Here is a 23,404-nt window from a genome sequence, read left to right on the forward strand (position 1 = left end):
CGATGAGTCCGATTTCCGCGCTATAGTGATGATTTTCATCTCTACAGTGTGCGGGCAGAAGAAGATTGACTCGTTAACGATGTAAAACATTCTTAAATGATGGGGAAATTGGCCGAGTAGTCTGATCCCCGCGCTGTAGTGATGATTTTCATCGCTACAGTGTGCTGGTGGAAGAAGATTGACTCGTTAACGATGTAAAACATTCTTAAATGATGGGGAAACTGGCCGTGCTGTCCGATCCCCGCGCTGTAGTGATGATTTTCATCGCTACAGTGTGCGGGTGGAGGGAGAATGACTCGTTAACGATGTAAAACATGCTTAAATGATGGGGAAACTGGCCGTGCTGTCCGAATTCCGCGCTGTAATGATGATTTTCATCGCTACAGTGTGCGAGAGGCGGAATAAATTTTCTTTAACGATGTAAAACATCCTTAAACGATGAATAAGTTGGCGGCTAGATACAATTTGAGCTCATACCGCCCAGCCGTCAATCACCGAGTTAACCACACGGGCGGTCTAATCTTTTTCAGCAAACGCTCAGCCTGTGTTCAACTTATATTCAGCCTACGCTCAGACAGGTTTCAGCCATCCCAATTACACTAAGTCCAGTAGGGATTGTTATGGCCTGGGCGGTGTATAGTCTGGGTAACTGGGAGAGGGGCATAAAGGATGAAATTAGGTCGGAAGAAGAGATGGATCATTGTGGCCCTAGCTGCCATTCTATGCGGAGTCGGAACATACTATTACGTACATAACAAGGCGCAACCAGCGTCTGCAGCAACACAGCAAACAACGATGAAAGTGACCAAAGGGGCGATATCCTCAACGGTATCAGGAACTTCTCAGCTGGATGCTAAGGACAAGCAAAATATTGTGATTCCGATTGAAGGTATCATCAAAACGATGAATTTAACGCAAAATCAGGCAGTCAAGAAAGGCGATGTGCTTGTCGAGCTGTCAGTGCCTTCAACGGAAACGACTCTCAAGGAAGCGCAGGTCAGCTTGCAGCAGCTTGAGAAGGAGCTTGCGGAGCTACAGGAACAACAAAATCATATGAGTGTTACAGCTTTAATGTCTGGCAAGATTACATTAGCAGCCAATCTTGATGTAGGCAGTCAAGTCAATAAAACAACGAAGATCGGCACGATTTCAGATACATCCCAGTTTAAAGTAAAGCTGCCATTCTCCCTGCAAGAAGTTGTGCAGCTGAAAAAAGGTGACCCTGTAGAGCTTAGTGTCGATGGTTATTTACTTTCCAAAGTCGGAGCCGTGGATACGATAGGTCGTGAAATTAAAGCAGATGCTAACGGCAACAAAGTGGTTACGGTGGAGGTTCTGGTTACCAATGATGGAACGCTTTCGGCGGGCCTTAAGGTAAAGGGCAGCATCGGCAGCGGCGATGGTAAAATCGACTCCTCCGAGCAGGTGGCGCTTGAGTATGTACGCACATCTCCAATTTTCGCCGAGGCAAGCGGTACGATTAAAAGCATGAAATTTAAAGATGGCGAAGCGGTGAAACAGGGCGATTTGATTGCTACCTTGTTCAATGACGATCTTCAAAACAATATCATTAGCAAGCAATCAGCCATTGAAAGTCAAAAAATCCGTGTGAACGATGCGGAGCAGAAAGTTAATCAATTGACGATCAAAGCGCCGTTCGATGGCGTGTTCTCGGCTGATTTTGCCAATAGTAAAAATAATGTCCTTCGCAATTATCCGGCAGGTGCGCAGATTAATGCCAACACAACGTTGGGAGCAGTAGCGAGCCTCAGTACGATGCAGTTGGCTATTGCCGTAGATGAGCTTGATTTAACAAGTGTCAAGGTAGGACAGAAGGTGACCGTGAAGGTTGATGCAATCTCCGGCAAGACGTTCCAGGGTGAAGTGACTTCCGTTTCCAATGTAGGAACAACGACGAATGGGGTTACAACGTATGATGCTGTTGTCGCGATTCCGAATACCGATCAGAATGATTTGAAATATGCGATGACGGCGACGGCTGAGATTTTTATACAAGATAAGAAAGATATTCTCGTGCTTCCGATCCAAGTGGTGACAACAACCAGAGGAAAGTCTACCGTTTCGCTGAAGAAAGCGGACGGAACCGTCGAAGAGCAGCACGAAATCAAGGTGGGTATTCGCAGCAAGACGCAGGTTGAGGTGTTAAGTGGTTTGAACGCAGGCGACGAGGTCGTGATGCCGGTGCGCAGAGCGACAACGACAAATCAACAACAGCAAGGTTTCCCTGGGGGTGTAGGTGGTTTTCCGGGTGGCGCAGGAGGCAATTTCCCTGGTGGAACTGGCGGCACAGGCGGTGGCGGAACGCAAAATGGTGGAGGCACGGGCCGCTAGCCGTGAGCCAGCCCCTACGGAGAGGAGCGATTCGATGAATATCATTGAACTAAACGAGGTAACGAAGAGTTATGCTCGGGGTGCAGAAGAATTGCAAATTTTGCGCGGCATTACCCTGCATATTGCGGAAGGAGATTTTGTTGCCATCATTGGTCCCAGCGGATCGGGAAAGTCAACATTAATGAATACAATTGGGCTGCTGGATAGTCCTACCTCTGGCTCTTACATGTTAGACGGTGTAGCGACCGAGAAGATGTCAGACAATGGACTTGCTGATCTGCGCAACCGGAAAATCGGCTTTATTTTTCAACAATTCAACCTGCTGCCCAGACTTACTGCGACGGAGAACGTAGAGCTGCCGATGATTTATGCAGGCATTCCAGCCAAACAGCGGAGGGAACAAGCGCAGCGGATGCTGGAGAAACTGGGGATGGGTGAGCGAGGACATCACAAGCCCAGTGAACTGTCTGGCGGGCAGCAGCAGCGGGTAGCCATTGCCAGAGCTTTAGCCATATCACCGTCATTAATTCTAGCAGATGAGCCGACAGGCGCACTGGATTCGAAGACGGGCATTGAGGTGCTAGAATTGATTAAGGAGCTGAATCAGCAAGGCAACACGATTGTTTTGATCACGCATGATCCTCACATTGCAGACAATGCGAAACGCGTCGTGACACTACGTGACGGAGAAATCATTAGCGATCAGAGAAACGAAATGCCGCCAACACCTGCACGTAAGCTAGAGGGGGCACTTTCATGAGAATCTGGGAGCTTTTCCAAATGGCGCTGGCCACGGTGCGTTCGAATCCGCTTCGTACGGTGCTGACCATGCTTGGCGTTATCATTGGCGTTAGTTCAGTCATTACGCTAGTTTCGATAGGTCAAGGCACATCCAAGGCGATTGAAAAGCAGTACGAAGGGCTGGGAACGAACCTGCTGACGGTTAATCTGATGGGTAACGGACGCGCCACGCAGCTGAATTATGATGAGGTTATGCAGCTTGAAAATACATCGGGAATCAGTGCAATTGCCCCAACGATGACTAGAAATAGTACCAGTATCAAATACGACCGGACAACAGAGACCTACAATGTCATCGGGACTAATGATCGATATCTAAGTTTGCAAAAGGGGACAGTCGCCAGCGGCCGCTTCTTAGCACAAGCCGATCTGGACTTCCGCAATCATGTTGCGGTCATAGGCAGTGATGTGGCCAAGCAGTTTTTCGGCACGGATGATCCGATTGATGAAGAAATTAATGTGAACGGATTTATGTACACGATTATCGGTGTGCTCAAAACGAAAGGCTTCAATACAAACGGGACGTCGCTCGATAGCACGGTTTTTGTGCCTCTCCCTACCATGAGCAGGGATTTTAAACTGGGCAATATTCGGACGGCTTACGTCGAAGCAGCTTCTGGCGATCAGGTGACCCGGGTACAAACAACGTTAGAAATGTATTTATTTAATAAATTTAAAAGTACAACGGGTTATAACATTTTGAATTCATCCGAATTAATTAGCGCCAGACAGACGGCATCCAGCACACTGACCAATCAGCTAGTCGCGGTAGCGGCGATATCCCTCCTGGTAGGCGGGATCGGTATCATGAACATCATGCTTGTAACCGTGAGCGAGCGCACCCGGGAAATTGGGATTCGAAAGTCGATTGGCGCGAAGCGGAGAAACATTTTGCTGCAGTTCCTGGTTGAAGCTACGCTGATTAGCGGCATGGGTGGGTTGATTGGATTGATTCTGGGGATCGGCTTATCTCTAGCGTGGCCTTATATTAACCCCAGTCAGCAAACGAGTTTGTCCATAAATGTAGGACTTTACGCATTCTTATTCTCGGCCTTGGTTGGTGTTATTTTCGGATTATATCCAGCCAATAAAGCATCGAAATTAAAACCTATCGACGCACTGCGTTTTGATTAGGTACACAGGAGGTATGAAAACATGATTCGTAAATTATCATCAGTTTCACTCAAACAGACTGGTCTTGCCCTGCTGTTGACGGGCAGCTTTGCAGCTGCATCGTGGATGGTTCCCGCTGCTCATGCGGCATCCGAAGCGGTTTATATCTCGAATTCCTCCTATTTTACATTAAACCAAGCGGCGCTTTCGTCCTCTTCACTTCAGTTTTCCGTTCTTTTACATAACGGGGTAAGCCAATCGATCGATTTTAACCAATATGGGGTACGGGTTACGGATCAAGCAGGACACAGCTACACGGCGAAATTAAGCGAGAAAAAGAGTGCGAGTGTCCTCCCTGGTCAGGACCAAAGTTTCCGATTCTACGCTAACCTGCCAGCAGGTGAAACAGCCGATCAACTAAAAGTCGATGTGTTCCGTTGGGATTTCGGCAAAGCCGATTTCATGAATCATCTAGGTGATCTTCCTGTTTCTTCGGTTGTGCAGGAGGGGCAGGTAAAGGTGCCTGAGCAAATTATTAATTTGCATGCACTCGACAGTACGCTCTCCAATGACGCATCCGTTGCTTTTCAATTGGGCCAAAGCGTTCGCGTAACGGAGAATGGGAAATGGTACATGTACACGCAAGTTTCAGCGAAAAACTTAGGATCGAGCAGCGTTAAGCTGCCTTCCGGTCTACAAGTCAGACTCGTGGATGCTAACGGACTGAAATATACCTCTACAGTTGCTAGCGGTTCCGATACAACGTTTCTACCGAATCAATCGGATACGATGACGCTCAAAACACTCGTTTCCAGACAAATGCCGACCAGTGGCCTCACGCTGGAATATTATTACTTGAATCAAAGCGAGGATGTCTCGCTTGGTACGCTAAGTCTGAACGCTTCGCTTCAAACATCAGCGCTTGGCACCAAACAAGTTTATGCTGGGCAGCAGGAGGGCGAGCAGGTCACCGTGAAGGCGAATACGTCGACGTATTCGATTCAAGCAGACGGTGTTCATGTGCAGACCGTTGTCACGCTCAGCAATGATGGCGAGGCGATCGCCTCCGTGCCATCCTTCTCCGCTTCTTATCAGTTCGGCGACGCCGGCACATCCGTGACATCGACCGATAACGCCGCTCGCAGTGCCTACCTGGCTCCAAAGGAGACGGCTTCGTATTACTTCAACGCTACTCTGCCAACGGGTGTTGATCCTAATGCGGCTCAATTGGTGCTGTGGCAGACGGCTAGCGCGAGCAGCAACTCAGCATCTGGCTCGACAGCAAGTACATCAAGTGGCGGTGCGGCTTCTGGAACAGCATCCACAGGCTCAGGAGCGGGGACCTCTACTAGCTCGACGTCTGGCAGTGGAGCTGCAGCGACCGGTCAAATGCCTGTTGCCGTCTTCCTGCTTAAGGGGGCAAGTGAAGCGAAAAGCGGCTTTACAACAGCTGTGGACTATGAGCTTGGCAGCAAGCTGATTTTCAACAATAGCTCTGTAGTTAACAAAAATCTAGACGTCGCCCTAGTCGAGCTGCATGCTCACGAGAACGACGATCTAGGCTACAAAACAGCCGTAGCCAAATACAAAATCACAAACAACGGAACAAGCACCATTGCCCTTCCCGAGCTTCAAAATGAGTTGATCGACAGCAAAGGCAACACCTACACGGGCTCTCGCCAAAGCGCTGTTGCGACTCAAATTACACCGGGAAGTTCTTATGTGGTGAGCTATTCCTACCTGCTTCCGAATAAAACACAATCCGATGATGAGACATTCGCATTGAATGTTTATGACGATAAGTCTGTATCCGAGGGTAATGTGTCTGTCGGAACCTATCGGGTAGCGCTGCAGAAAGAGACGGAAAGCGATACGCTTGCCTTGTATCCTTTCTCACTCAAAGTGAATGATAGCTCGATAAGCTGGCTTTATAACAGCGGGACTTACTCCTACCAGCTTAGTCTGGATTTGGACATTACCCATGAAGATCAGGTGATTATCGATTCGAATTTCTCCAAAATTGAATTCGATATGGTCGATTCCCTTGGCCGCATAGTTGGCACTCAAACAGCAACGCTGACGGGTACTGGAAAATTAACCAGCGGCAAGCAAAAAGTTGTTGTCACCGGTTTGAAAAATGAGCAGGTTGATTCCGGCGTGGTCGTCAATATGTACGAAGTGATTGAGACACCGAATGGGACGGCTAAGCGCCTTATCAAGCAATTTCATTAATTTTAGGGAAAGAAATTCATACAAAAGGGATTAAACGAAAAGAATTAAACCAAAAAAGTTAACCAAAAAGACTGTCAGACATTCGGCTGTTTCTAGCCTTGTCGGGCAGTCTTTTTGGTTTGTTTCTTAATAGAGGCAGAAGTGGCTTGGGTTTGCCCTCCAGTTTGGAGTCCGAGAACCGGAATATAGAGGATTTCTCCTGGGTAAAACATTGTTTGGGCATTTAATTGATCATTAAATGTGAGCAGATCGGCAACATTCACCCCGAAGCGCTGCGAAACGGCGTAGAGGGAATCCCCGAACTGAACGATATAAAAACGGCCTTTCACTTGCAAGGCTCCTTTGTTCGTTATGACACGCATGTTGAAGGCACCTCCGCTACTAGCATACGCGGGGAGGGCAGCTGCGGAGACGGCACATGCCTATTTCACGTCGTATCCTTTGGCGATGGATGGCTCAATCCATCGTTTTTTAAAGTGTTCTCGGCGCATGATCACCACGCGGTCCTTGTAGACGTCCACGACGAGACTCTGGCTGATTGCCTGTGTCTCGGGCACGTTTTGCGCGTTCCATACCTCTCGGATGGAGGCACTGGAAGCGGCGAGAAACTTCAACTGCTTCACTTGTCTGGTCGTTTCTAGGTTCCAGTGGGTGTGGCCACTGAACAGAATGACGTTCGGGTGCGCATCGAGCAGCGCCCGCAGCTCCTCATGCTGGACGACGCCCAGCTCCCGATCCGTGCCATCCAGCGTCTGCGGCAGCGGCTGGTGGAGGAACACGAACACGGGCTTGCCGGCGTCCGCCGAGCCCGCGGCCGTAAGCCGCTCGCGCAGCCAGCTGAGCTGCTCGGGCGAGAGGAACGCATCCTCACCGTAGGATGCGTTCACGTCCCTGTACGCTTCCCCGCTAAGGAAAAGGAAGCGGTAGCCCTCCACGATAAGCTCGTGATACGGCTTATCGTAGCCCATCATGCGGTCGAATAACGCGACCGCTTGCTTGCTCGACCATGTTGGATTCATCTTCGATGTATCCAACCCACCCTCCGTCGTGCGCCACACGCCGTAGTAATCGTGGTTGCCCATGGTCGCATGCACAGGGGCATGGTGCTGGCGGCCGAGCAGCGCCAGCAAGCTGCGATAGTCGGCCTCACTCCCATTCGTGAGGTCGCCGTTCAAAACAAGCAGCTTGCTGTCTGGGCGCAGTGCGTGATGATCGGCCAGCGCTTGGCTCAGCCTCAGCTGAGCGACTTGGTCGTAGGAAGTGATGTGAACATCGCTCATCACAGAGAACGAAAACAAAGGCGCAGCCAGCGGCTGTTCAACCTTGCCACTAGCCAAGGTTGTGACTCGCAACGGGGTCAATAATAGAAGAAAACTAAGGATAAGTATTCGCAGCTTTAATGATTTCATCTCGGATTCACCTTCCAATTAGACTTATCGATTGTCCATATTTAGCTTGCTTAGCGATAGATTTGGCTGATTGAAATTATGGAAACATTCAAGCTCACTTAGCAGTGATTTTCTTTCAGGCAATGGGTTTTCTAGTTTTTATTTGAGAGTGAGAGGAGTAGAAGCCTTCGAATCTGTCAGTTCCCGCCTTTGTAATAAGGGGAAGTTGTACGGTGTACAACATTTTTGTCCATTTTTTCTCACCAAGCTGTGATTGTTGTAGTTTGTACAACAATATAGCTTTATTTCTCGTTATGGGGATGTGTTTGGGCTGAAATGTTGTATTTTTTACATCATTCGCCTACAACTCGCGGATTTGCTCACTCAATGTTGTACAAAGTACAACTCAGCTAACCGTGACCGAAAGATTCACATACACACACCCTAGTGGTATTCCCAGTTCCAAGGGAATTTATTTATTTTGCAGCCTAGCCCAAATGTCGGTTTAAGTGTTGACTTTTAAGTGAGTTGGTTGTATGGTTAATTACATGAGTAACTAACTAATGTGGTGGTGAGAGAAATGGGACTAATGATGGACGATAGCCGCCCGATTTTTGTGCAAATCGCAGAACGTATTGAAGACGACATTATAGAAGCAAGAATGCCGGAGGAATCGCAAGTGCCTTCTACGAATCAGTTTGCATCCTTTTATCAAATTAATCCGGCGACAGCAGCGAAAGGTGTTAATTTGTTGGTTGACCAAGGGATTTTGTACAAGAAACGAGGGATTGGCATGTTTGTAGCGGAGGGAGCGCGAACGAAGCTGATGGAGAAGCGAAAAGAACTATTTTATGAGCAATATGTGGTGACGATGGTGAAAGAAGCCGAGAAACTCGGAATTACCGTAGAGCAATTGACGGAAATGGTGCGCAGAGGGGAGAAAGCGTGATGACCAACATTGTGGAAGTGAAAGGACTGACCAAGTCCTATGGGCAAGTGACGGCAGTGGATCATGTTAGTTTCACGATTGAAGCGAATAAAATCTATGGTTTGCTAGGCAGAAACGGTGCAGGCAAAACAACGATCATGCATATGATCTCGTCTCAGCAGTTCGCTACAAGCGGAGAGTTGAAGGTATTTGGGGAAGAACCTTACGAGAATAGTCGTGTGCTCAATCAAATTTGCTTCATTAAAGAAAGTCAGAAGTACCCAGATAGCTTCCGTGTCATAGATGTAATTGAGGTTGCGAGATCACTTTTCCCGAACTGGGATCAAGCTTATGCGCACGCTTTGATTGAAGATTTCCGTCTGCCTTTGAAAAGAAAAATAAAGAAGCTATCCAGAGGGATGCTTTCTTCCGTCGGTATTGTGGTCGGTTTGGCTAGTCGAGCGCCATTAACCATTTTCGATGAACCTTACTTGGGTCTGGATGCTGTGGCAAGAATCCTATTCTATGATCGCTTGCTTGAAGACTATGCCGAGTTTCCACGGACCGTCATCCTCTCTACACATCTCATCGACGAAGTTAGCCGCTTGCTCGAGCACGTACTTGTTATCGATAACGGCAAATTGATTATGAATGAAGATGCGGATGCTCTTCGCGGTCGTGCTTGCACGGTTTCCGGTCTAGCTACAGCTGTGGATTCCTTCACGCGGGGCAAAGAGCTGCTTGAACGCACGGCGATTGGTGCGGCTGCATCGGCCACAATTCTAGGTGTTCTAAGTGACCGGGATCGGAAGGAAGCAGAGAGGTTGGGACTTGAATTCACACCGGTATCTATGCAGCAGCTTATCGTTCATCTGACACGCACACCATCAATCGCGGGAAAGGGGACTGAGGAATAATGAATCAAGTTAACCAGGTAGTAAAACTCCACTTGAGGAATAAAATGGCATCGTGGACTATCCCGTGGATCATTATTGGGGCAAACTTTTTGATCAATTTGCTCATAGCGCTGTCGCTGGACGTAGGTGAATCTATAAATACAGGGGCGATCGCTTCGATTTTCATCTACACCTTTGTAGCAGGAACGATCACTATTAAAGAAACTTTCCCATTTGCCTTGGGACTGAGTATTCGTAGGAAGGATTATTTCTTTGGAACGGCTGTGACAGCTATTATTGTTAATGTTACTTCAGCCCTAGGACTTGCGATCCTGTCTGTGATTGAAGAGGCGACCAATGGCTGGTGGGTGCGATTACACCTTTTTAAAGTCCAATTTCTAAACGATCTTTCGCTGATAGGTACGTTTGGTATTTATCTGATTATTCTTCTTCATATGTATTTCCTCGGTTTCGCGATATCCAGTTTACACCGTCGTTTCGGCGGCGCTTCGATGTATATCTTTTTTACATCCCTGCTTTTAATTGGTACGGTAGGTTCCTATATCTTCACGCACTTTGGACTGTGGGGCGGTCTCCTAGATTGGATCATTCACAATTATATGGATATATTCTGGTGGATGGTACCTTTGGTTCTCTTGTACTTAGCGGCAGCTTATGGATTGCTTCGTAGAGCTACTGTTTAGAACTAAGAATAAGCCTGCTGCAGCTGCAGTAGGCTTATTTTGTTATTTTCCTGATCGAGATCCGCAAGAGGCGGAACCGAGCCACGTATGCGGGTTGCCTGCCCAGCACCAGCCTAGTTTCGGCTTGCCGGCGCTAATCCATAAAGCGGTCACTCTGCGGTCGCCGCAGCGAGAACCGAGCAGAGAGAAGCCGTTATTTTTCTGTAAAATATCCGGGAAATGAGTAATCAAAGCAATGCCTTCCTCGAGGGTGAGGGGGGTGCGATTTTCATTCGTAATGGTTTTGATCGCTTCATTTGGGGTGATGTTAAGCGTTTCTTTACCTGTATCGATATCCACCGCCAGATAGGCGATACCTTTAGGAAGTTCAATACCCTCAATAGGTATAAAGCGCTTGATATCAGCTGCGTCAATGACACTAAAGCCCATTTTGTTATTTCGCTTAACAAGCTGCATCGCTTTTTCACCATCTATCCAGTCACTCTTAACAACGATGACAAATGGAACATATCCTGCTCGTGGTTCTTTGTTTAGCTTTTCGAGCTCCTTGATTCTATCTCTGAGCGGTTCGAGATGCTGCTTAAATGCTTCTTTGGTTACCCCAGCAATGTCAGGGTAGCCTTTATCCACTAGGTTTTCGACTTGCCGATCGAACTCATCATTTAACAAGTGATTCAGCTCCTTCCTGTCCTGTAACCATGTTCTTTTGTTAAAATAATTTTACAACATTCATGCTAATGGTAAACTAATCGAAGGATTGGCATTGAGTGTAGAAGTTTCATTAAAAAAACCTTATAAGTAAGCTTTAATCTTTACAAAAATGTGAACGTAAAGATCATTCTGAGGTGAACACATGAACTTGCGGCCAATTGATATTGCTAGAAAACTTAAGCTAAGTACAAGTGCCTTAAGGAATTATGAAACGAATGGGCTTGTTCCTCCTACGCAACGTTCATCCAGCGGTTATCGGATTTACACCGAAGAACATATAGCTTATTTCGAGTGTATTCAAGCCATGGCACCGGGGTTTGGTATGGATGTAACATCTGAGGTCCTTCGGAAAATTCAGCTAAAAGAAGTAGATGCCGCCCTTTGGTTGGTCAACGACAAGCAGGCCGATCTCCATCGCGATAAAACGTTGGCAGAGAGGAATATTCAAGTTCTAGAGACTCAGGAACCTGACACCAGCCTCGTTTCAATCACAAAGAAAGAGTGGATGACCATCGGAGAAGTTTCAGCGGAGACTTCCATCCCAAGTTCAGCCATCCGACACTGGGAAAAGGTGGGGCTCATTACCTCATCACGAGATCCGGAAAATGGCTACCGCTTATTTAGCCGATCTCAAATGCGTAAAATTTTGCTGCTTCGCGCTTTGCGGCTAGCCGTTTATTCAGTAGATCTTGTTGATCTCAAGCAAGCTATAGCGGAGATGGATATTCATGATGTGGAACATGCCAAAAAGATTGCCCTTGATTCCTTATACTACTTAGTCAAAATCAACAAAGAACAGCTTCGCGGCATGTCCTATTTATATCGACTGTGCCGATTGTTGAGTTTGCTCGATTAAAAAGGCTGTCGCGAGTACGTTTATTACGACGTAGGCTCGAAAACCGCCTTCTCAGCCTACATATTTCAGCGACACCGTACTGCTGACTTGCTACAGGCTCAGAAACCAAGCCTAATCCCCTGGGGTAAACTCGCATCCCCCAAAAAAAAAGCAAAAACGCCACCCTAGCAGCATGCCCGGATCGGCAAGTGCTGCTAGAATGGCGCAGAAAACATCTTTTAAACCGGCAAAAACTCTTATACGACTTTGGCTAAGTAGGCATCGAGTTGATCGAACGTTCCGCCGAAGCCTTGTTTCATGGAATCATGCATGCCCTCAAAGAACTTAAGTTCTTCCTCAGTTGCATTGATAGGGCCTCCACGCATGATCAGTGTAGTTTTTCCTTCATTTTCAGTAAAAGATAACTTATTCATTATTTCAAGCGGAAAGAATTCGCTGAATGGTGCTCGGATAATATTAGCTTCTGCATCGGAGAAAGAATTCACGAAGACGAGTTTCTCAGGGGAATTAATTTCATGGTAGACAAACTTACCCCACATTTCAAAGCCTTCAGCTGATTTCATACTGTAGTGGAAGCTGCCACCTGGGCGTAGATCTAAGGTGTGTACGCTTAATTCGAAGCCTGTTGGTCCCCACCAGCGAGCTAAATGTTCAGCCTCAGTCCACGTTTTGAAGACGAGTTCACGTGGTGCATTGAATGTGCGAGTAAGAACCAATTCGCCACCTTCTAATGTGGCATTGAAGTTGTTCCCTGCTTTTTCTTGAGTCATGTCTAGTCCTCCAAATCAAATTGTTTTTTCTTTTCCTTCTCTAACATTTGCTGCAAATAATCGTCCAAACGATCGAATCTCTCTTCCCACATGCGGCGGAAAGAGTCTAGCCATCCATCCAGCTCCTTGAGCGACTGAAACTGCAGCTTATAGATTCTTTTATTCGCGGACGGTTGTACCTCGACAAGTTCTGCATCACTAAGCACACGGAGATGCTTGGATACTTGTGGCTGCTGGAGCTCAAGCCGATCCGCTATTTCCCCGACAGTAAGGGGGCCGTCGCGCAAAAGCTCGACAATGTGCAAGCGGTTTGGCTCGGCAAGAGCACTGAAAGTCTTATTCATGAACATAATATACTCCGAATGGAATATTCCTGTCAAGGAATATTTCTGAATGCAACCACAGTATGTTGAAAAGCGAAAAGACTGCCACACCGGCAGTCTTTTCTTATTTCACGTTTGTTAGTTTAAGCCGAGATTCGTTTTGTATACTACCTTATGCCTTCTTATTTCTTTACCCATTTCTTCTGTAGTAAATCGATAGACCGTTTTTACTCGGTTTATAAGTTTTCATAGGGTTCTTGTCGCCCTTCCTTTTTGATACTAGTACTATATGTTTCTCTTACGAGGGTGATTGTGTAATTGTCCACATGTCTATCAAAATGAAAAAATTAATACGAGACGTATATAAATCATAGAATTGGACGAATCTAGTAGCTATAACTCTATTATTTTTTAAGAGGAGGAGATACTATGTTTCGTAAAATTCTTTATGTTACTTTGACGCTTCCGTTGCTGCTTTGTTTGTGGCAGGTGCAACCCGCCTATTCGTACCCTGAAAGTGAAGATGGGGGGGAATTACCTCCTACGTATAGTATGGCAAGAAATGCAGCTCCTGTGGAAGAAGCCGCTCAAGCTGACCTTGTTCAGCCTAGGACGCAGTATCAGGTGGACCGAGGAGATACGCTGTTCAAAATTGCACGTGATTTTGGCGTAACCGTAGATGACCTTATCAACTCTAACAATATTTCAAATCCGAACCAGCTAACGATTGGTCAAAGTTTAACGATTCCGATGGGTGGAGATGAGATTGGCTTACCTAAAGGTCAAAAGAAAATTATCAAAAAAGTGTTGAACACAACCCTCACAGCTTATACGGCTGGTGTTGAATCAACAGGTAAAAAGGCTTCCCATCCCATGTATGGCATCACATTTAGTGGTCTTAAAGCCAAAGAAGGACGCACGATCGCTGTGGATCCTGCTGTCATCCCTTTAGGATCGACGGTGTTCATTGACGGCATCGGCATTCGTAAAGCGGAGGATATAGGTTCAGCTATTCGCGGTTCGAGAATTGATGTATTCATGAATGATCTAAATGACGCTCAAGAATTCGGCGTAAAGAAGAATGTGAAAGTCTATTTGCTAGATAGAGAGAATATTTAAGTCGATAGCAATTTACTAGGTTAAGGGTCAACCGGGATATCCGGTTGGCCTTTTTTGTGTGAAAGCACACACTTTGTGTATGGATTTCCTCTATTTTGTAGAAAAGTGTTGAAATATGAAATAATGTGGATTAATATGGAAAACAGTCAGTTCTAAATGACTAGTTCAGATGAGTAAAAATACCTATTAACCAAGCAATAATGAACAAAGGCAAATCCATCGAAAGGTGGAGACGCAAAGCCACGGGTCTAAGCCATGAGTCACATCTCATGGGACGATAGCCGGGTTACCTTTAGGGGCTTGGTTTTTTATTGTCTTAAAAGAGAGGGAGAGAACAGCTAATGGACAAGATCAAAATAATGAAACAGTTCAAAAGAGTAATTTTAGCAATGGTGTTCACAACAATAAGTATGATTTATTTTTCCAATTCAATGCTTTCTGCACGAACGGTCTATTCCTTTCAAGATCAGGCAACGGAGGCTAAAGAACAAACGTTATCGAACATCTCAGGCTCCCATATGGTATGGACGGAGTCGGATGCAGCAGGTTATCTCCAAGTTTTTTATCAGAACATAAAGACGGCTGAAAAAAAGCAAATCACCACATTTGCTTCGCAAAAACATTCACCTCGGGTTGGTGAAACGAAGGACGGCAAGGTATATATCATCTGGACTGATGATAGGGAATTTGCTGCAACTGGGAAGTGGATTATGTATGGATATGAGCTTTCATCAGGACTTGACTGGAAGCTGAATGCGCATACGCAGTATTACACTCGCATGAATATGAATGGCTCAGAATTTGTAGGTCATGACAACTCTACTTATGAAATCTTTCATTACGATCTCATAACGAATACAGAAACGCTGGTTGGTAAAGGTCGTATTCCTGTTGTAGCAGAGGGGAAGGTGCTCTTCAAACATGAGAGAGACGGAGGGTTAAGCCTTACGAATGTCAAAACAGGCGAAACGCGCGCCGTTCTCGATCTACCGTATCATCTGTATGTGTGGGAACTCGCTTTTGATGGTATAACCGCTTTTTATAAGCACTCAGACCTAGATTTGAAGACGAAGTATGCTGTCCTGGATACATCAAATCCTGCGGCCGTACCTGTTGATCTAACATTAGCAACTAAGAAGCCTAATGAGTATTTTCAGATGTACATAGGTAATGGTCAAGTATCCTGGGTTCAAGATGTTGGTGGTATACCTGTACTCAATGGGTATAATCTAGCGCTTAAGGAGGGCTTTAAAGTTACTGAAGGAGATCTGGCTCTACGTGTGGCTGGTTTTGACAAAGAAGGACTGGTTATGAAAAATGCAGATGGCAGTTTTTTTCGCAAATCCATTATTAGAACCGAAGTCCCAGATCAAATCTCGTCAGGTGGTACAGCTCCGCTCCTAGTTACGGATGATTTCATCAAGAAGAAAGTAAACGCACAAGGTGACGAACTCTCGATTAAAGACGGTTCCGTTTCATTGGTCATTCCACCCGGAGCCTTAAGTCAGGATACAGATATAGAAATCAAGTTGAATAAAGACGTTACAGATTCCTTAAGTATTACGAAAAAAGGCTCCATGCGGGAAGCGTCCAAAGCTTGGGTTGTTTCTGTGGGTTCACCACTTCTTCAGAAGGCACAGCTTACTTTTACTTATGACAAAACGAAATGGAGTGAGCTTCAAACGCAGAAAATGGTTGTTTATCGCTGGAATGAGTCCGGAAATAGCTGGGTTGCCGTTCCTACGCGACTAGAGAATGGATTAACAGGAATAACAGCAAATATTGAAGGCTCCGGGACGTATGGGTTGTTTGTTAACGATGTGACTTTTGCTGACGGAAGAGATCATTGGGCCCATTCTTCTATGGAAATTTTGGCATCGAGAGGTATTGTAGACGGTTTAAACGAAAATCAATTTGTACCTGATGGTTTGCTGACTCGAGCACAATTTACAAAAATGTTAGTTGGTGCTCTTCAATTAAGTCCTACAGCTAAAACCTCTTCTACTTTCACTGACGTTTCCCGTGATCATTGGTCTCATGGGTGGGTGGAAGCAGCGGTGTCAGCTGGATTGGTGCAAGGAGATGGGGCGAGCTTTAACCCTGATGCTGAGTTAACCCGTGAACAAATGATGATTATGCTGGTAAGAGCTATGGGCAGCGAACAACAAGCTATCGTTTTGAGCGATAAGGAAACCGAGCAAGGACTTGCTTACTCCGATTCACAGGAAATTAGTTCGTGGGCCCAAAAATATGTAGCTCTCTCCTCAAAAAGTGGATTGATAGAAGGGGACAATGGAGCCATTCGTCCGAAAGATTCTTCGACACGCGCCCAAGCTGCAACAGTGGTTTATCGGCTATTAAAGAAGAACAAATAAATGTAAATAGGGGTAAGCTACAAGGAGGAAGAATATTGTGTATTGGAAAAAAATGAAGCGTTTGATGAAAAGATTAACGAAGCCGGCATTAAGCTGTATACTTGCCGTTGCTGTAGTGGTATCGGGACTTCCTTTGTTCCCTGGAGACGGAATCTCGAGGGCTTCAGCGGCGACGATCAGTGTTTCTGCAGATCCGAATGAATTTAACAATGTGTATGGCGGGCAAACCACAATCTCGTGGAGTTACCAGGATAGTCCGCATGATACCACATTAGAGACGTGCAACGTTTCACCGATGGTACCGCCACCGCCACCACCGCCACCTGCTCCAAACCAACCACCTTACGATCCGCCAACGGCGTATAATCGGGTTACGTTACAATCTATTAAAACGGTTTCTGGTAATGGATCCAGGGCATATACCTATGCATGGAACGGGAATGTGAATAGTAACATTCCGGCCAAAGAGGGCAATCATACCGTATGTGCTGTACCGAATGGAGCTTCTCAATATTTCTACTTTACGGATGTGAAAATTAACAACCCGGCACCTCCGGCGCCTAAATATATCGAGGTTCCTGCTAATCAGGACCTCACGAAAACGAAACACGTTATCCGTGGTGTTGCAGAGAGAGGAACGGAAGTGTTCCTGGATATCCAGTACATCGTTCGAAATGAGAACGATCAGCAGGTGCCGGGAACACGCATTACGAATACCGTACCGATTATCGTTCCATTTGACGAGATCGGGCAGAATGACGGAAGTCATTTAACATGGTCTAAAGGGAAGGATTATTCGGGCTATTTTACCCAATTTCCGCTTCGGGATGACAACAAGCCCGAGAAGTATATTCGGGAGTGGTCTTATGAGCTGGAGTTGAACCCTTACGAAATCGCAAATATTTCGGGCAGGGTGGAACGTCTGTCGAGCAATCCGTATTTTAACTCGGAGAATGCGCAGAAGAATAAATCGGGCATATCTGAGATCGTCAAATACCTTAGGTATGTGGCCCCAGAGTGGAACATTACGTGGGATGCGCTAGCTGGTTATTACTACAAAACGGAAAGTTTGGATGCGTTAGTTGAGGGATCGCGTAGAATCGCATTCTATAACTTATCAAAACCGTATGGTGGCACTCAGCCTCTAAATGTCTGTTTGGACAATCAGAACTGCCCTGGAAAGATTCCTTTGGGCTGGAACTTAATTATTGAAGAGCCGAAAATTGCAGGGCAAATTTCTTATAAAGAATTTAGTGACGACTTGAAATTTGAACAAATCACCCATAATCGGGGCTTCAACAAGCCTGTATGGTGGGATCCAATTAACTTGGCCACAGGTGACTTTGATTTCCATCACACGAACATGTCCTTACAAGCGGTGATGCCGCTTGAGTTTGGTGTTACTTACCATAGTCGTGATACTTATGATGGAGCCGTTGGCTACGGTTGGCATCACACCTATGAATGGCGAATCGAACATCGCGATCAAGGTAATTTCTATCTCATAACACCGGATGGTGCAGCCTACTTCTATACACCTAAAGAAAATGGGACTTACCAAACCCCGGCAGGAACGTACAACCAGATTACCAAGCTTTCTGACGGCACCTATCGCATGGTTAATCCACAAGGTTGGAGCTATATTTTCCGTCAGGACGGCATGCTCTACCAGATTAAAGATACGAACGGAAACCAGACGCAATTATCTTACAAAGGAAGTTCATTAATCAGGGTAGCAACGGATGGTGCCTCGATAGATATCAATTACGAAAAAGGCGGCAAGATCAAGACGTTGACGGATCATACCGGTCGCCAGGTAACTTATGAGTACGACGAACTGACGCATGATTTAAAGGCGATCCACTTGCCAGATCAAGGTATTCTCCAGTTCGGGTACAACAAGAAGCACCAAATGGAAGAAATCGTGAACCCGAATGCAACATCGACGTTGAAAAATACGTACGACGAGCAGGGACGTGTCGTTTTTCAAAGGGATTTTTACGGAGCAGACGGAGAAGTACAGTATTTCCCAGAGGAACATCAAACCGTCACCAAAGATTCATTAGGCAGAATCAAAACGTTTGAATACGATGACCGGTTCCGTCAAACAGCGATTCATTATCCGGACGGCACATCAGAACGTTTTGAATATGACATTAACGACAATATGACGCTCAAAATAGATCGTAGAGGCAATTCGTGGAGATACGTCTATGATCCTAATGGAAATCTGCTTCAAACCATTGATCCGTTAAACCATACAACGACCATGCATTACAATGCCTTCAACAAACCGGATGAAGTTACAGATGCTCTTGGGAGCAAAACCATCATCGGGTATGACGGCAATGGCAATATGGATACCATCACCAACGCCTTGGGTGAGTTAAGCCGAATTAACCGCGATGGACGTGGCGTTCCAACAAGCATCGTGAATCCCAAGGGCGAGACGGTGGTGCTTTCTAACTACAGTAATGGATTTGTAGAATTTGTAACCGATCCGCTTGGCTACAAGAAGCATTTACAACGGGATGGCCTCAATCGCGTAACCGAAATTGTGGACGCATTGGGTCAAGTCAGTTCAATGGAATATGACTCACGCGACCGTGTCACAGCCAAGATCGATGCACTTCATAATCGGGAAGAGTTTCAATACGATAAAGACAGCAATCTGAAATACCATAAGGATGCTGCCGGTGCAGAAACGCGCTTCACCTATGAATTTAATCGAATCAAAACCGTAACGGACGATCTCTCCAATACGACGGAGTTCTTTTATGATGCTGTAGGAAATATGAAGCGGAAAGTAGCTCCGAATGGAGCGGAGACCGAGTATCTATATAATAACGTCAACCGTATGGAGACCATGATCGTTAAGGATAAGAACGAACAAGGTCAAGATATTACGTTAGTGACGGAATTCAGATATGACGGCAATGGCAATCTCAATTGGACCAAGGATCCGGAGGGCGGCATTACGGAAATTCATTATGATGAGCGGAATTTACCTGATCAAGTAAAGGATGCCTCAGGCGCTATAACTACCTATACTTATGATCATGTGGGCCGCTTAATTAACGAAACGAACGCATTAGGCCATGGTACCAAATATGGCTATGACGCAGTAGGCCGTTTAATTAAAGTGACGGATGCGCTGAATTTTGCAACATCTTTTGAATATGATAAAGCCGGACATTTAACCAAGACGATCAAACCGGGTGGCGCTGTTTGGGAAATGTTCTACGATGCTCGTGGATTGTTGACAAGCACGAAGGATCCGCTCGGTAATACGACATCTCTAGAGCGAGATGAACTGGGCCGAGTCCGTACGTCTGCGGATGAGTCGGGAGCAACGACCCAGTACGGTTATAATGCATTAGGTTTTGTTACGTCGATTGTAGACTCGATGAATCAAGCAACCGCAATGAATTATGATCCGCTCGGGCGCTTGAAAAGCATAACCGACGCCAAACAGCAAACGACAGCGTATGACTATGATCCGCTGGGCAGGTTAACATCGGTAACCAATGCGTTGAAAGCAACAACAAGCTACACCTATGACGCTGTAGGGAATATAACGAGTAAAACCGATGCTCTCATGCGTGTAACGGGATACGAGTACAATAAACGAAATCAACTTGTTAAACAGAAAAATCCATTAGATCAACTTACACAATTAAGCTATGATAGAAACGGCAATGTGGATCATATTAAATACCCGGATAACAAACTAACGGCCTATCAATATGATCCGATGAACCGACTAAAGGAAATCGGCTACTCCGATGGGAAAAAGGTCAACTATGCATACGATACCATCGGTCGACGTACTTCTATGAACGATTCGACCGGAACGACCTCATATGCGTATGATGCTTTGAATCGTCTGACTGGGGTCACGAACGGCGCCAACCAGACTATCGGTTATGAGTGGACACCAACCGGACAGCGCAGCAAAGTTGTGTACCCGGATCAGACTGCCGTCACGTATCAGTATGACCTGATGGATCGCATGACGGGCGTCACTGATGTCGGTGGACTGACGACGAGCTACACGTACGACAAGCGTGGCTTGTTAACAGAGAAGAAGCTGCCGACGCAAGGCGTGAGTACATACCAGTACGATGCGCTTGGTCAAGTGCTGAACATTCGACATGCGAATCAACATGGTAAGGTCGTGGAACAACTGCAGTATGCGTATGATCCTGTAGGTAACCGTTCCAGAATAGCCCGCATGGAAGACAGTAACGACGAAGATGATGAGGACAGTGGTGATCATCAGGAATCAATGATTACCGAATACGCTTATGATGCGCTGAATCAATTAACACAAGTGAAACAGTATAATGATCAGACAGCGGCAACGCCATCGTTAACGAACTACAGCTACGACGCGGTAGGCAATCGTCTAGCGAAACAGAGTATATGGGATTCGTTATCGAATACCGAAGCCTATACGTATGATCCCGCAGATAAGCTGCTTCATTGGCAAAGCGGAAGTAACTACAAGGACTTCACATATGATCCGCGAGGCAATTTGTTACGGGTAATGGGGCTAGAAGATGACGAGGATGATGAGGCAATAACAAGCTTGATCAGTCCAACGGTGCTTAGCCAAGTGTACGGTCCAGGATCGGTTACAAACGGTGTATATGGTAGTAACCCGTCCATACGAAGTGCAAGCAGCAATTCTTCCCCAGAGTTGATGGAAGAATACATCTGGGATTCGGCTAATCGCCTGAAGCAGCATCGAAGCGCGAAGAAAGACATCTCCCAATTCTTCTACGATGGAGATGGCAATCGGACGAAGATGATTGTTGACGTGGAACATGGTCCGACGGATCACAGTGTAGGTGGAAACGGACAAGGTAATAGCAATGGTAATGGAAACAACGGAAACGGTAATGGTAATGGTAATGGTAATGGTAATGGCAATAATGGTAACGGTAATGTCAACGGAAACGGCAAAAATAAATGCCATGAAGTACCGCCAGGCTTCATTCCTCCAGGTCTAGCCAAGAAATGCGGACAGGTAGAAGAGCAATACCCAGACATGCATCCGGGAGGACCTCGTGAAGGTTGGGAGAAGCAATTCAAGAAGAAGCATTGGGAGTTCAACTATACCAATGATGTAAGCTTGGCGAATCCCGAACCGCTCCAAGTAACGGATAAAGATCAGTTAAGCGGATCTAACGACTTCTACCGCTGGAAAGAATCCTATACTTATGGAGCTGGCGGAGAACGGATCTCCATGACGTATCTACCAGCCTATGATGCCAATAACGGATGGGATCCTCATGACGGTACAGCAGGAGCTGAAAAGGGCGTAGCGCCAAGAACTTTGTGGTACCTTAACGACGCTCTAGGCAGCGCAGTAGGCTTGATTGAGAAGGATGGCCGCGTCTCATCACGTTACCACTACGATGAATTCGGTACCCCAACGGATGCGAAGAAATTTGACGTCAACTGGCCTGGACCGGATAACCTTTTCGGATATACGGGATTAGGGTATGATTATTATAGCGGGATGTCTTATGCTAGAGCGAGATACTATAAGCCGGAGCTTGGACGGTTTATTAGTGAGGATACGTATAAGGGCACATTAGGGAATCCGCAGAGCCAGAATGGGTATGCTTATGTAAGTAATAATCCACTGTTATATGTTGATCCAAGTGGAAATATAAGCTTGAACACGTCATGGAATGTCACAAAAGGAGCAAGTTCGTATTTATGGAATAATGCTGTCGATAATATTAGTTCCTTAGCTGATTGGGATACGTATGAGGGTATGTGGGAATTTACGAAAGCATTAGTTGGCGGAGATATTGGATTTGATGATTTGAAGGGTGTACTCGCAGAAGAGTACATCACGCCTTTCGTCCATCTTTATCAGAATTTCAACCACATATATAACAATAAAGGGACAAAAGAAGAAGACGAAACGTACGGGGAGTATTTTGGAAAAGCTATATTAGCAGTAGCAGACTTGGCTGTGACGGTAGCGACAGGAGGAGCAGGCAGTAGTGCACTTGCAGCAAAAATTATTGCTAAAGCGCCGAAATTAGCAAAAGTACTAAAAATCGAAAAAGCCTTAAATCCATGTAACTGCTTTACTGCTGGAACTAAGGTTCAAACAGACGAAGGGGAGAAGAATATCGAAGACATTGAGGTCGGAGATAAGGTTCTTTCCAAGAATGAAGAGACTGGAGAACAGGCTTATAAGGAAGTTATTGCCCTTCATCGCAACGAGAAAGATACAACCTATAAGTTGTCGGTGGGTAACCAAATTATTGAGACAACTGACAATCATCCATTTTGGGTATATGGCAAGGGATGGGTGTTAGCAGTTGATTTGAAGGTAGGCGATGAATTAGTACAAAGTAACGGAAATCAACTCACAATTGACAATATTGAAATTATACATCACAAGGAAAAAGTAAAAGTCTACAATTTTACAGTTGCTGATTTCCATACGTATTTCGTCAGTGACATTGGGATTTGGGTTCATAATACAAATTGTTCTTTTGGCATTGGTAGCTATGACAACTTACCACAAAATGCAAAAGCCGCTTTTGATAAATATGACAAAGGTGGTTGGAAAGGTCCTGTTTCTGGTCAAACAAAAGGGACAAAAGCCGGAGGGAAATTTGGTAATGATGATTTAAAGCTACCAACAGTAGATAGTGCAGGAAATTCTATTACTTATAAAGAGTTTGATATTAATAATAAAATTCCTGATCAAGACCGTGACGCAGAAAGGTTTGTATCAGGTAGTGATGGTTCAATTTATTATACAAATGATCATTATGTCAATTTTACAAAAATAAAATAAGGGA

16 protein-coding genes and 1 riboswitch are annotated in these 23,404 nt (G+C 45.7%); of the genes, 11 read left to right on the plus strand and 5 right to left on the minus strand.

Features of this window, described 5'->3' with window-relative positions:
• Nucleotides 1–669 precede the first annotated feature (669 nt).
• Genes AC58UU_RS26930 through AC58UU_RS26945 form a run of 4 tightly spaced genes read left to right on the plus strand, consistent with a single transcriptional unit; the run spans nt 670 to nt 6,498 of the window.
• On the plus strand, nt 670–2,352 hold the full coding sequence (locus AC58UU_RS26930; protein ID WP_497320263.1) for a permuted SH3 domain-containing protein: 1,683 nt from the start codon (nt 670–672) through the stop codon (nt 2,350–2,352).
• 34 nt (nt 2,353–2,386) lie between these two features.
• Nucleotides 2,387–3,112, plus strand: a complete 726-nt coding sequence (locus AC58UU_RS26935) for an ABC transporter ATP-binding protein (protein ID WP_497320381.1) — start codon at nt 2,387–2,389, stop codon at nt 3,110–3,112.
• Complete coding sequence (locus AC58UU_RS26940; protein ID WP_497320264.1) at nt 3,109–4,287, plus strand: ABC transporter permease; 1,179 nt, start codon at nt 3,109–3,111, stop codon at nt 4,285–4,287. Before AC58UU_RS26935 ends, AC58UU_RS26940 begins: the two co-directional genes overlap by 4 nt.
• 21 nt (nt 4,288–4,308) lie before the next feature.
• Nucleotides 4,309–6,498 carry a hypothetical protein gene (locus AC58UU_RS26945; RefSeq protein ID WP_497320265.1) on the plus strand — a complete coding sequence of 730 codons (2,190 nt, stop codon included), beginning with the start codon at nt 4,309–4,311 and terminating at the stop codon, nt 6,496–6,498.
• A gap of 92 nt (nt 6,499–6,590) precedes the next feature.
• On the opposite strand, the gene AC58UU_RS26950 is transcribed toward AC58UU_RS26945, so the two are convergent.
• The gene (locus AC58UU_RS26950) at nt 6,591–6,860 is read right to left on the minus strand and encodes a LysM peptidoglycan-binding domain-containing protein (protein ID WP_497320266.1); all 270 of its coding nucleotides are present in this window, start codon (nt 6,858–6,860) and stop codon (nt 6,591–6,593) included.
• 60 nt (nt 6,861–6,920) lie between these two features.
• Nucleotides 6,921–7,907 carry a metallophosphoesterase family protein gene (locus AC58UU_RS26955; protein WP_497320267.1) on the minus strand — a complete coding sequence of 329 codons (987 nt, stop codon included), beginning with the start codon at nt 7,905–7,907 and terminating at the stop codon, nt 6,921–6,923.
• A gap of 559 nt (nt 7,908–8,466) precedes the next feature.
• Between AC58UU_RS26955 and AC58UU_RS26960 the strand changes: the two genes are divergently transcribed.
• The 3 genes from AC58UU_RS26960 to AC58UU_RS26970 are packed head-to-tail and all read left to right on the plus strand — an operon-like array spanning nt 8,467 to nt 10,414.
• The gene (locus AC58UU_RS26960; protein ID WP_307435581.1) at nt 8,467–8,835 is read left to right on the plus strand and encodes a GntR family transcriptional regulator; all 369 of its coding nucleotides are present in this window, start codon (nt 8,467–8,469) and stop codon (nt 8,833–8,835) included.
• Nucleotides 8,835–9,731 (plus strand): ABC transporter ATP-binding protein, encoded by an 897-nt coding sequence (locus AC58UU_RS26965; RefSeq protein WP_497320268.1) that lies wholly within the window; start codon nt 8,835–8,837, stop codon nt 9,729–9,731. Before AC58UU_RS26960 ends, AC58UU_RS26965 begins: the two co-directional genes overlap by 1 nt.
• Before the next feature lie 44 nt (nt 9,732–9,775).
• Nucleotides 9,776–10,414 carry a hypothetical protein gene (locus AC58UU_RS26970; protein WP_497320269.1) on the plus strand — a complete coding sequence of 213 codons (639 nt, stop codon included), beginning with the start codon at nt 9,776–9,778 and terminating at the stop codon, nt 10,412–10,414.
• A 42-nt stretch (nt 10,415–10,456) separates the two neighbouring features.
• On the opposite strand, the gene AC58UU_RS26975 is transcribed toward AC58UU_RS26970, so the two are convergent.
• Nucleotides 10,457–11,083 (minus strand): DUF5701 family protein, encoded by a 627-nt coding sequence (locus AC58UU_RS26975; RefSeq protein ID WP_497320270.1) that lies wholly within the window; start codon nt 11,081–11,083, stop codon nt 10,457–10,459.
• Between the two features lie 184 nt (nt 11,084–11,267).
• Here AC58UU_RS26975 and AC58UU_RS26980 point away from each other — a divergent pair, with 184 nt between their 5' ends.
• The gene (locus AC58UU_RS26980; protein ID WP_497320272.1) at nt 11,268–11,981 is read left to right on the plus strand and encodes a MerR family DNA-binding transcriptional regulator; all 714 of its coding nucleotides are present in this window, start codon (nt 11,268–11,270) and stop codon (nt 11,979–11,981) included.
• Between the two features lie 236 nt (nt 11,982–12,217).
• On the opposite strand, the gene AC58UU_RS26985 is transcribed toward AC58UU_RS26980, so the two are convergent.
• Nucleotides 12,218–12,751: an SRPBCC family protein gene (locus AC58UU_RS26985; protein ID WP_497320273.1), complete on the minus strand. Its 534-nt coding sequence runs from the start codon at nt 12,749–12,751 to the stop codon at nt 12,218–12,220.
• Nucleotides 12,752–12,753: 2 nt separating this feature from the next.
• Entirely contained in the window at nt 12,754–13,095 is a 342-nt protein-coding gene (locus tag AC58UU_RS26990; RefSeq protein WP_156396625.1) for an ArsR/SmtB family transcription factor, read from the minus strand.
• A 408-nt stretch (nt 13,096–13,503) separates the two neighbouring features.
• Between AC58UU_RS26990 and AC58UU_RS26995 the strand changes: the two genes are divergently transcribed.
• The 3 genes from AC58UU_RS26995 (at nt 13,504) to AC58UU_RS27005 (ending at nt 23,400) form a co-directional block, all read left to right on the plus strand.
• A complete protein-coding gene (locus AC58UU_RS26995; RefSeq protein WP_497320274.1) occupies nt 13,504–14,193 on the plus strand; it encodes a 3D domain-containing protein in 690 nt (229 codons plus the stop codon).
• A 199-nt stretch (nt 14,194–14,392) separates the two neighbouring features.
• Nucleotides 14,393–14,487: riboswitch (cyclic di-GMP riboswitch) on the plus strand.
• A 47-nt stretch (nt 14,488–14,534) separates the two neighbouring features.
• Entirely contained in the window at nt 14,535–16,568 is a 2,034-nt protein-coding gene (locus AC58UU_RS27000) for an S-layer homology domain-containing protein (protein ID WP_497320275.1), read from the plus strand.
• A gap of 37 nt (nt 16,569–16,605) precedes the next feature.
• Nucleotides 16,606–23,400: a polymorphic toxin-type HINT domain-containing protein gene (locus AC58UU_RS27005; RefSeq protein ID WP_497320277.1), complete on the plus strand. Its 6,795-nt coding sequence runs from the start codon at nt 16,606–16,608 to the stop codon at nt 23,398–23,400.
• The last annotated feature ends 4 nt before the right edge of the window (nt 23,401–23,404 follow it).

Source organism: Paenibacillus sp. JT22N1 (assembly GCF_059692155.1).

Bases quoted from the DNA above. Each gene is read 5' to 3' on its own strand.
- AC58UU_RS26930 (WP_497320263.1), top strand. From the start codon at position 670: ATGAAATTAGGTCGGAAGAAGAGATGGATCATTGTGGCCCTAGCTGCC.
- AC58UU_RS26935 (WP_497320381.1), top strand. From the start codon at position 2,387: ATGAATATCATTGAACTAAACGAGGTAACGAAGAGTTATGCTCGGGGT.
- AC58UU_RS26940 (WP_497320264.1), top strand. From the start codon at position 3,109: ATGAGAATCTGGGAGCTTTTCCAAATGGCGCTGGCCACGGTGCGTTCG.
- AC58UU_RS26945 (WP_497320265.1), top strand. From the start codon at position 4,309: ATGATTCGTAAATTATCATCAGTTTCACTCAAACAGACTGGTCTTGCC.
- AC58UU_RS26950 (WP_497320266.1), bottom strand. From the start codon at position 6,860: ATGCGTGTCATAACGAACAAAGGAGCCTTGCAAGTGAAAGGCCGTTTT.
- AC58UU_RS26955 (WP_497320267.1), bottom strand. From the start codon at position 7,907: ATGAAATCATTAAAGCTGCGAATACTTATCCTTAGTTTTCTTCTATTA.
- AC58UU_RS26960 (WP_307435581.1), top strand. From the start codon at position 8,467: ATGGGACTAATGATGGACGATAGCCGCCCGATTTTTGTGCAAATCGCA.
- AC58UU_RS26965 (WP_497320268.1), top strand. From the start codon at position 8,835: ATGACCAACATTGTGGAAGTGAAAGGACTGACCAAGTCCTATGGGCAA.
- AC58UU_RS26970 (WP_497320269.1), top strand. From the start codon at position 9,776: ATGGCATCGTGGACTATCCCGTGGATCATTATTGGGGCAAACTTTTTG.
- AC58UU_RS26980 (WP_497320272.1), top strand. From the start codon at position 11,268: ATGAACTTGCGGCCAATTGATATTGCTAGAAAACTTAAGCTAAGTACA.
- AC58UU_RS26985 (WP_497320273.1), bottom strand. From the start codon at position 12,751: ATGACTCAAGAAAAAGCAGGGAACAACTTCAATGCCACATTAGAAGGT.
- AC58UU_RS26990 (WP_156396625.1), bottom strand. From the start codon at position 13,095: ATGAATAAGACTTTCAGTGCTCTTGCCGAGCCAAACCGCTTGCACATT.
- AC58UU_RS26995 (WP_497320274.1), top strand. From the start codon at position 13,504: ATGTTTCGTAAAATTCTTTATGTTACTTTGACGCTTCCGTTGCTGCTT.
- AC58UU_RS27000 (WP_497320275.1), top strand. From the start codon at position 14,535: ATGGACAAGATCAAAATAATGAAACAGTTCAAAAGAGTAATTTTAGCA.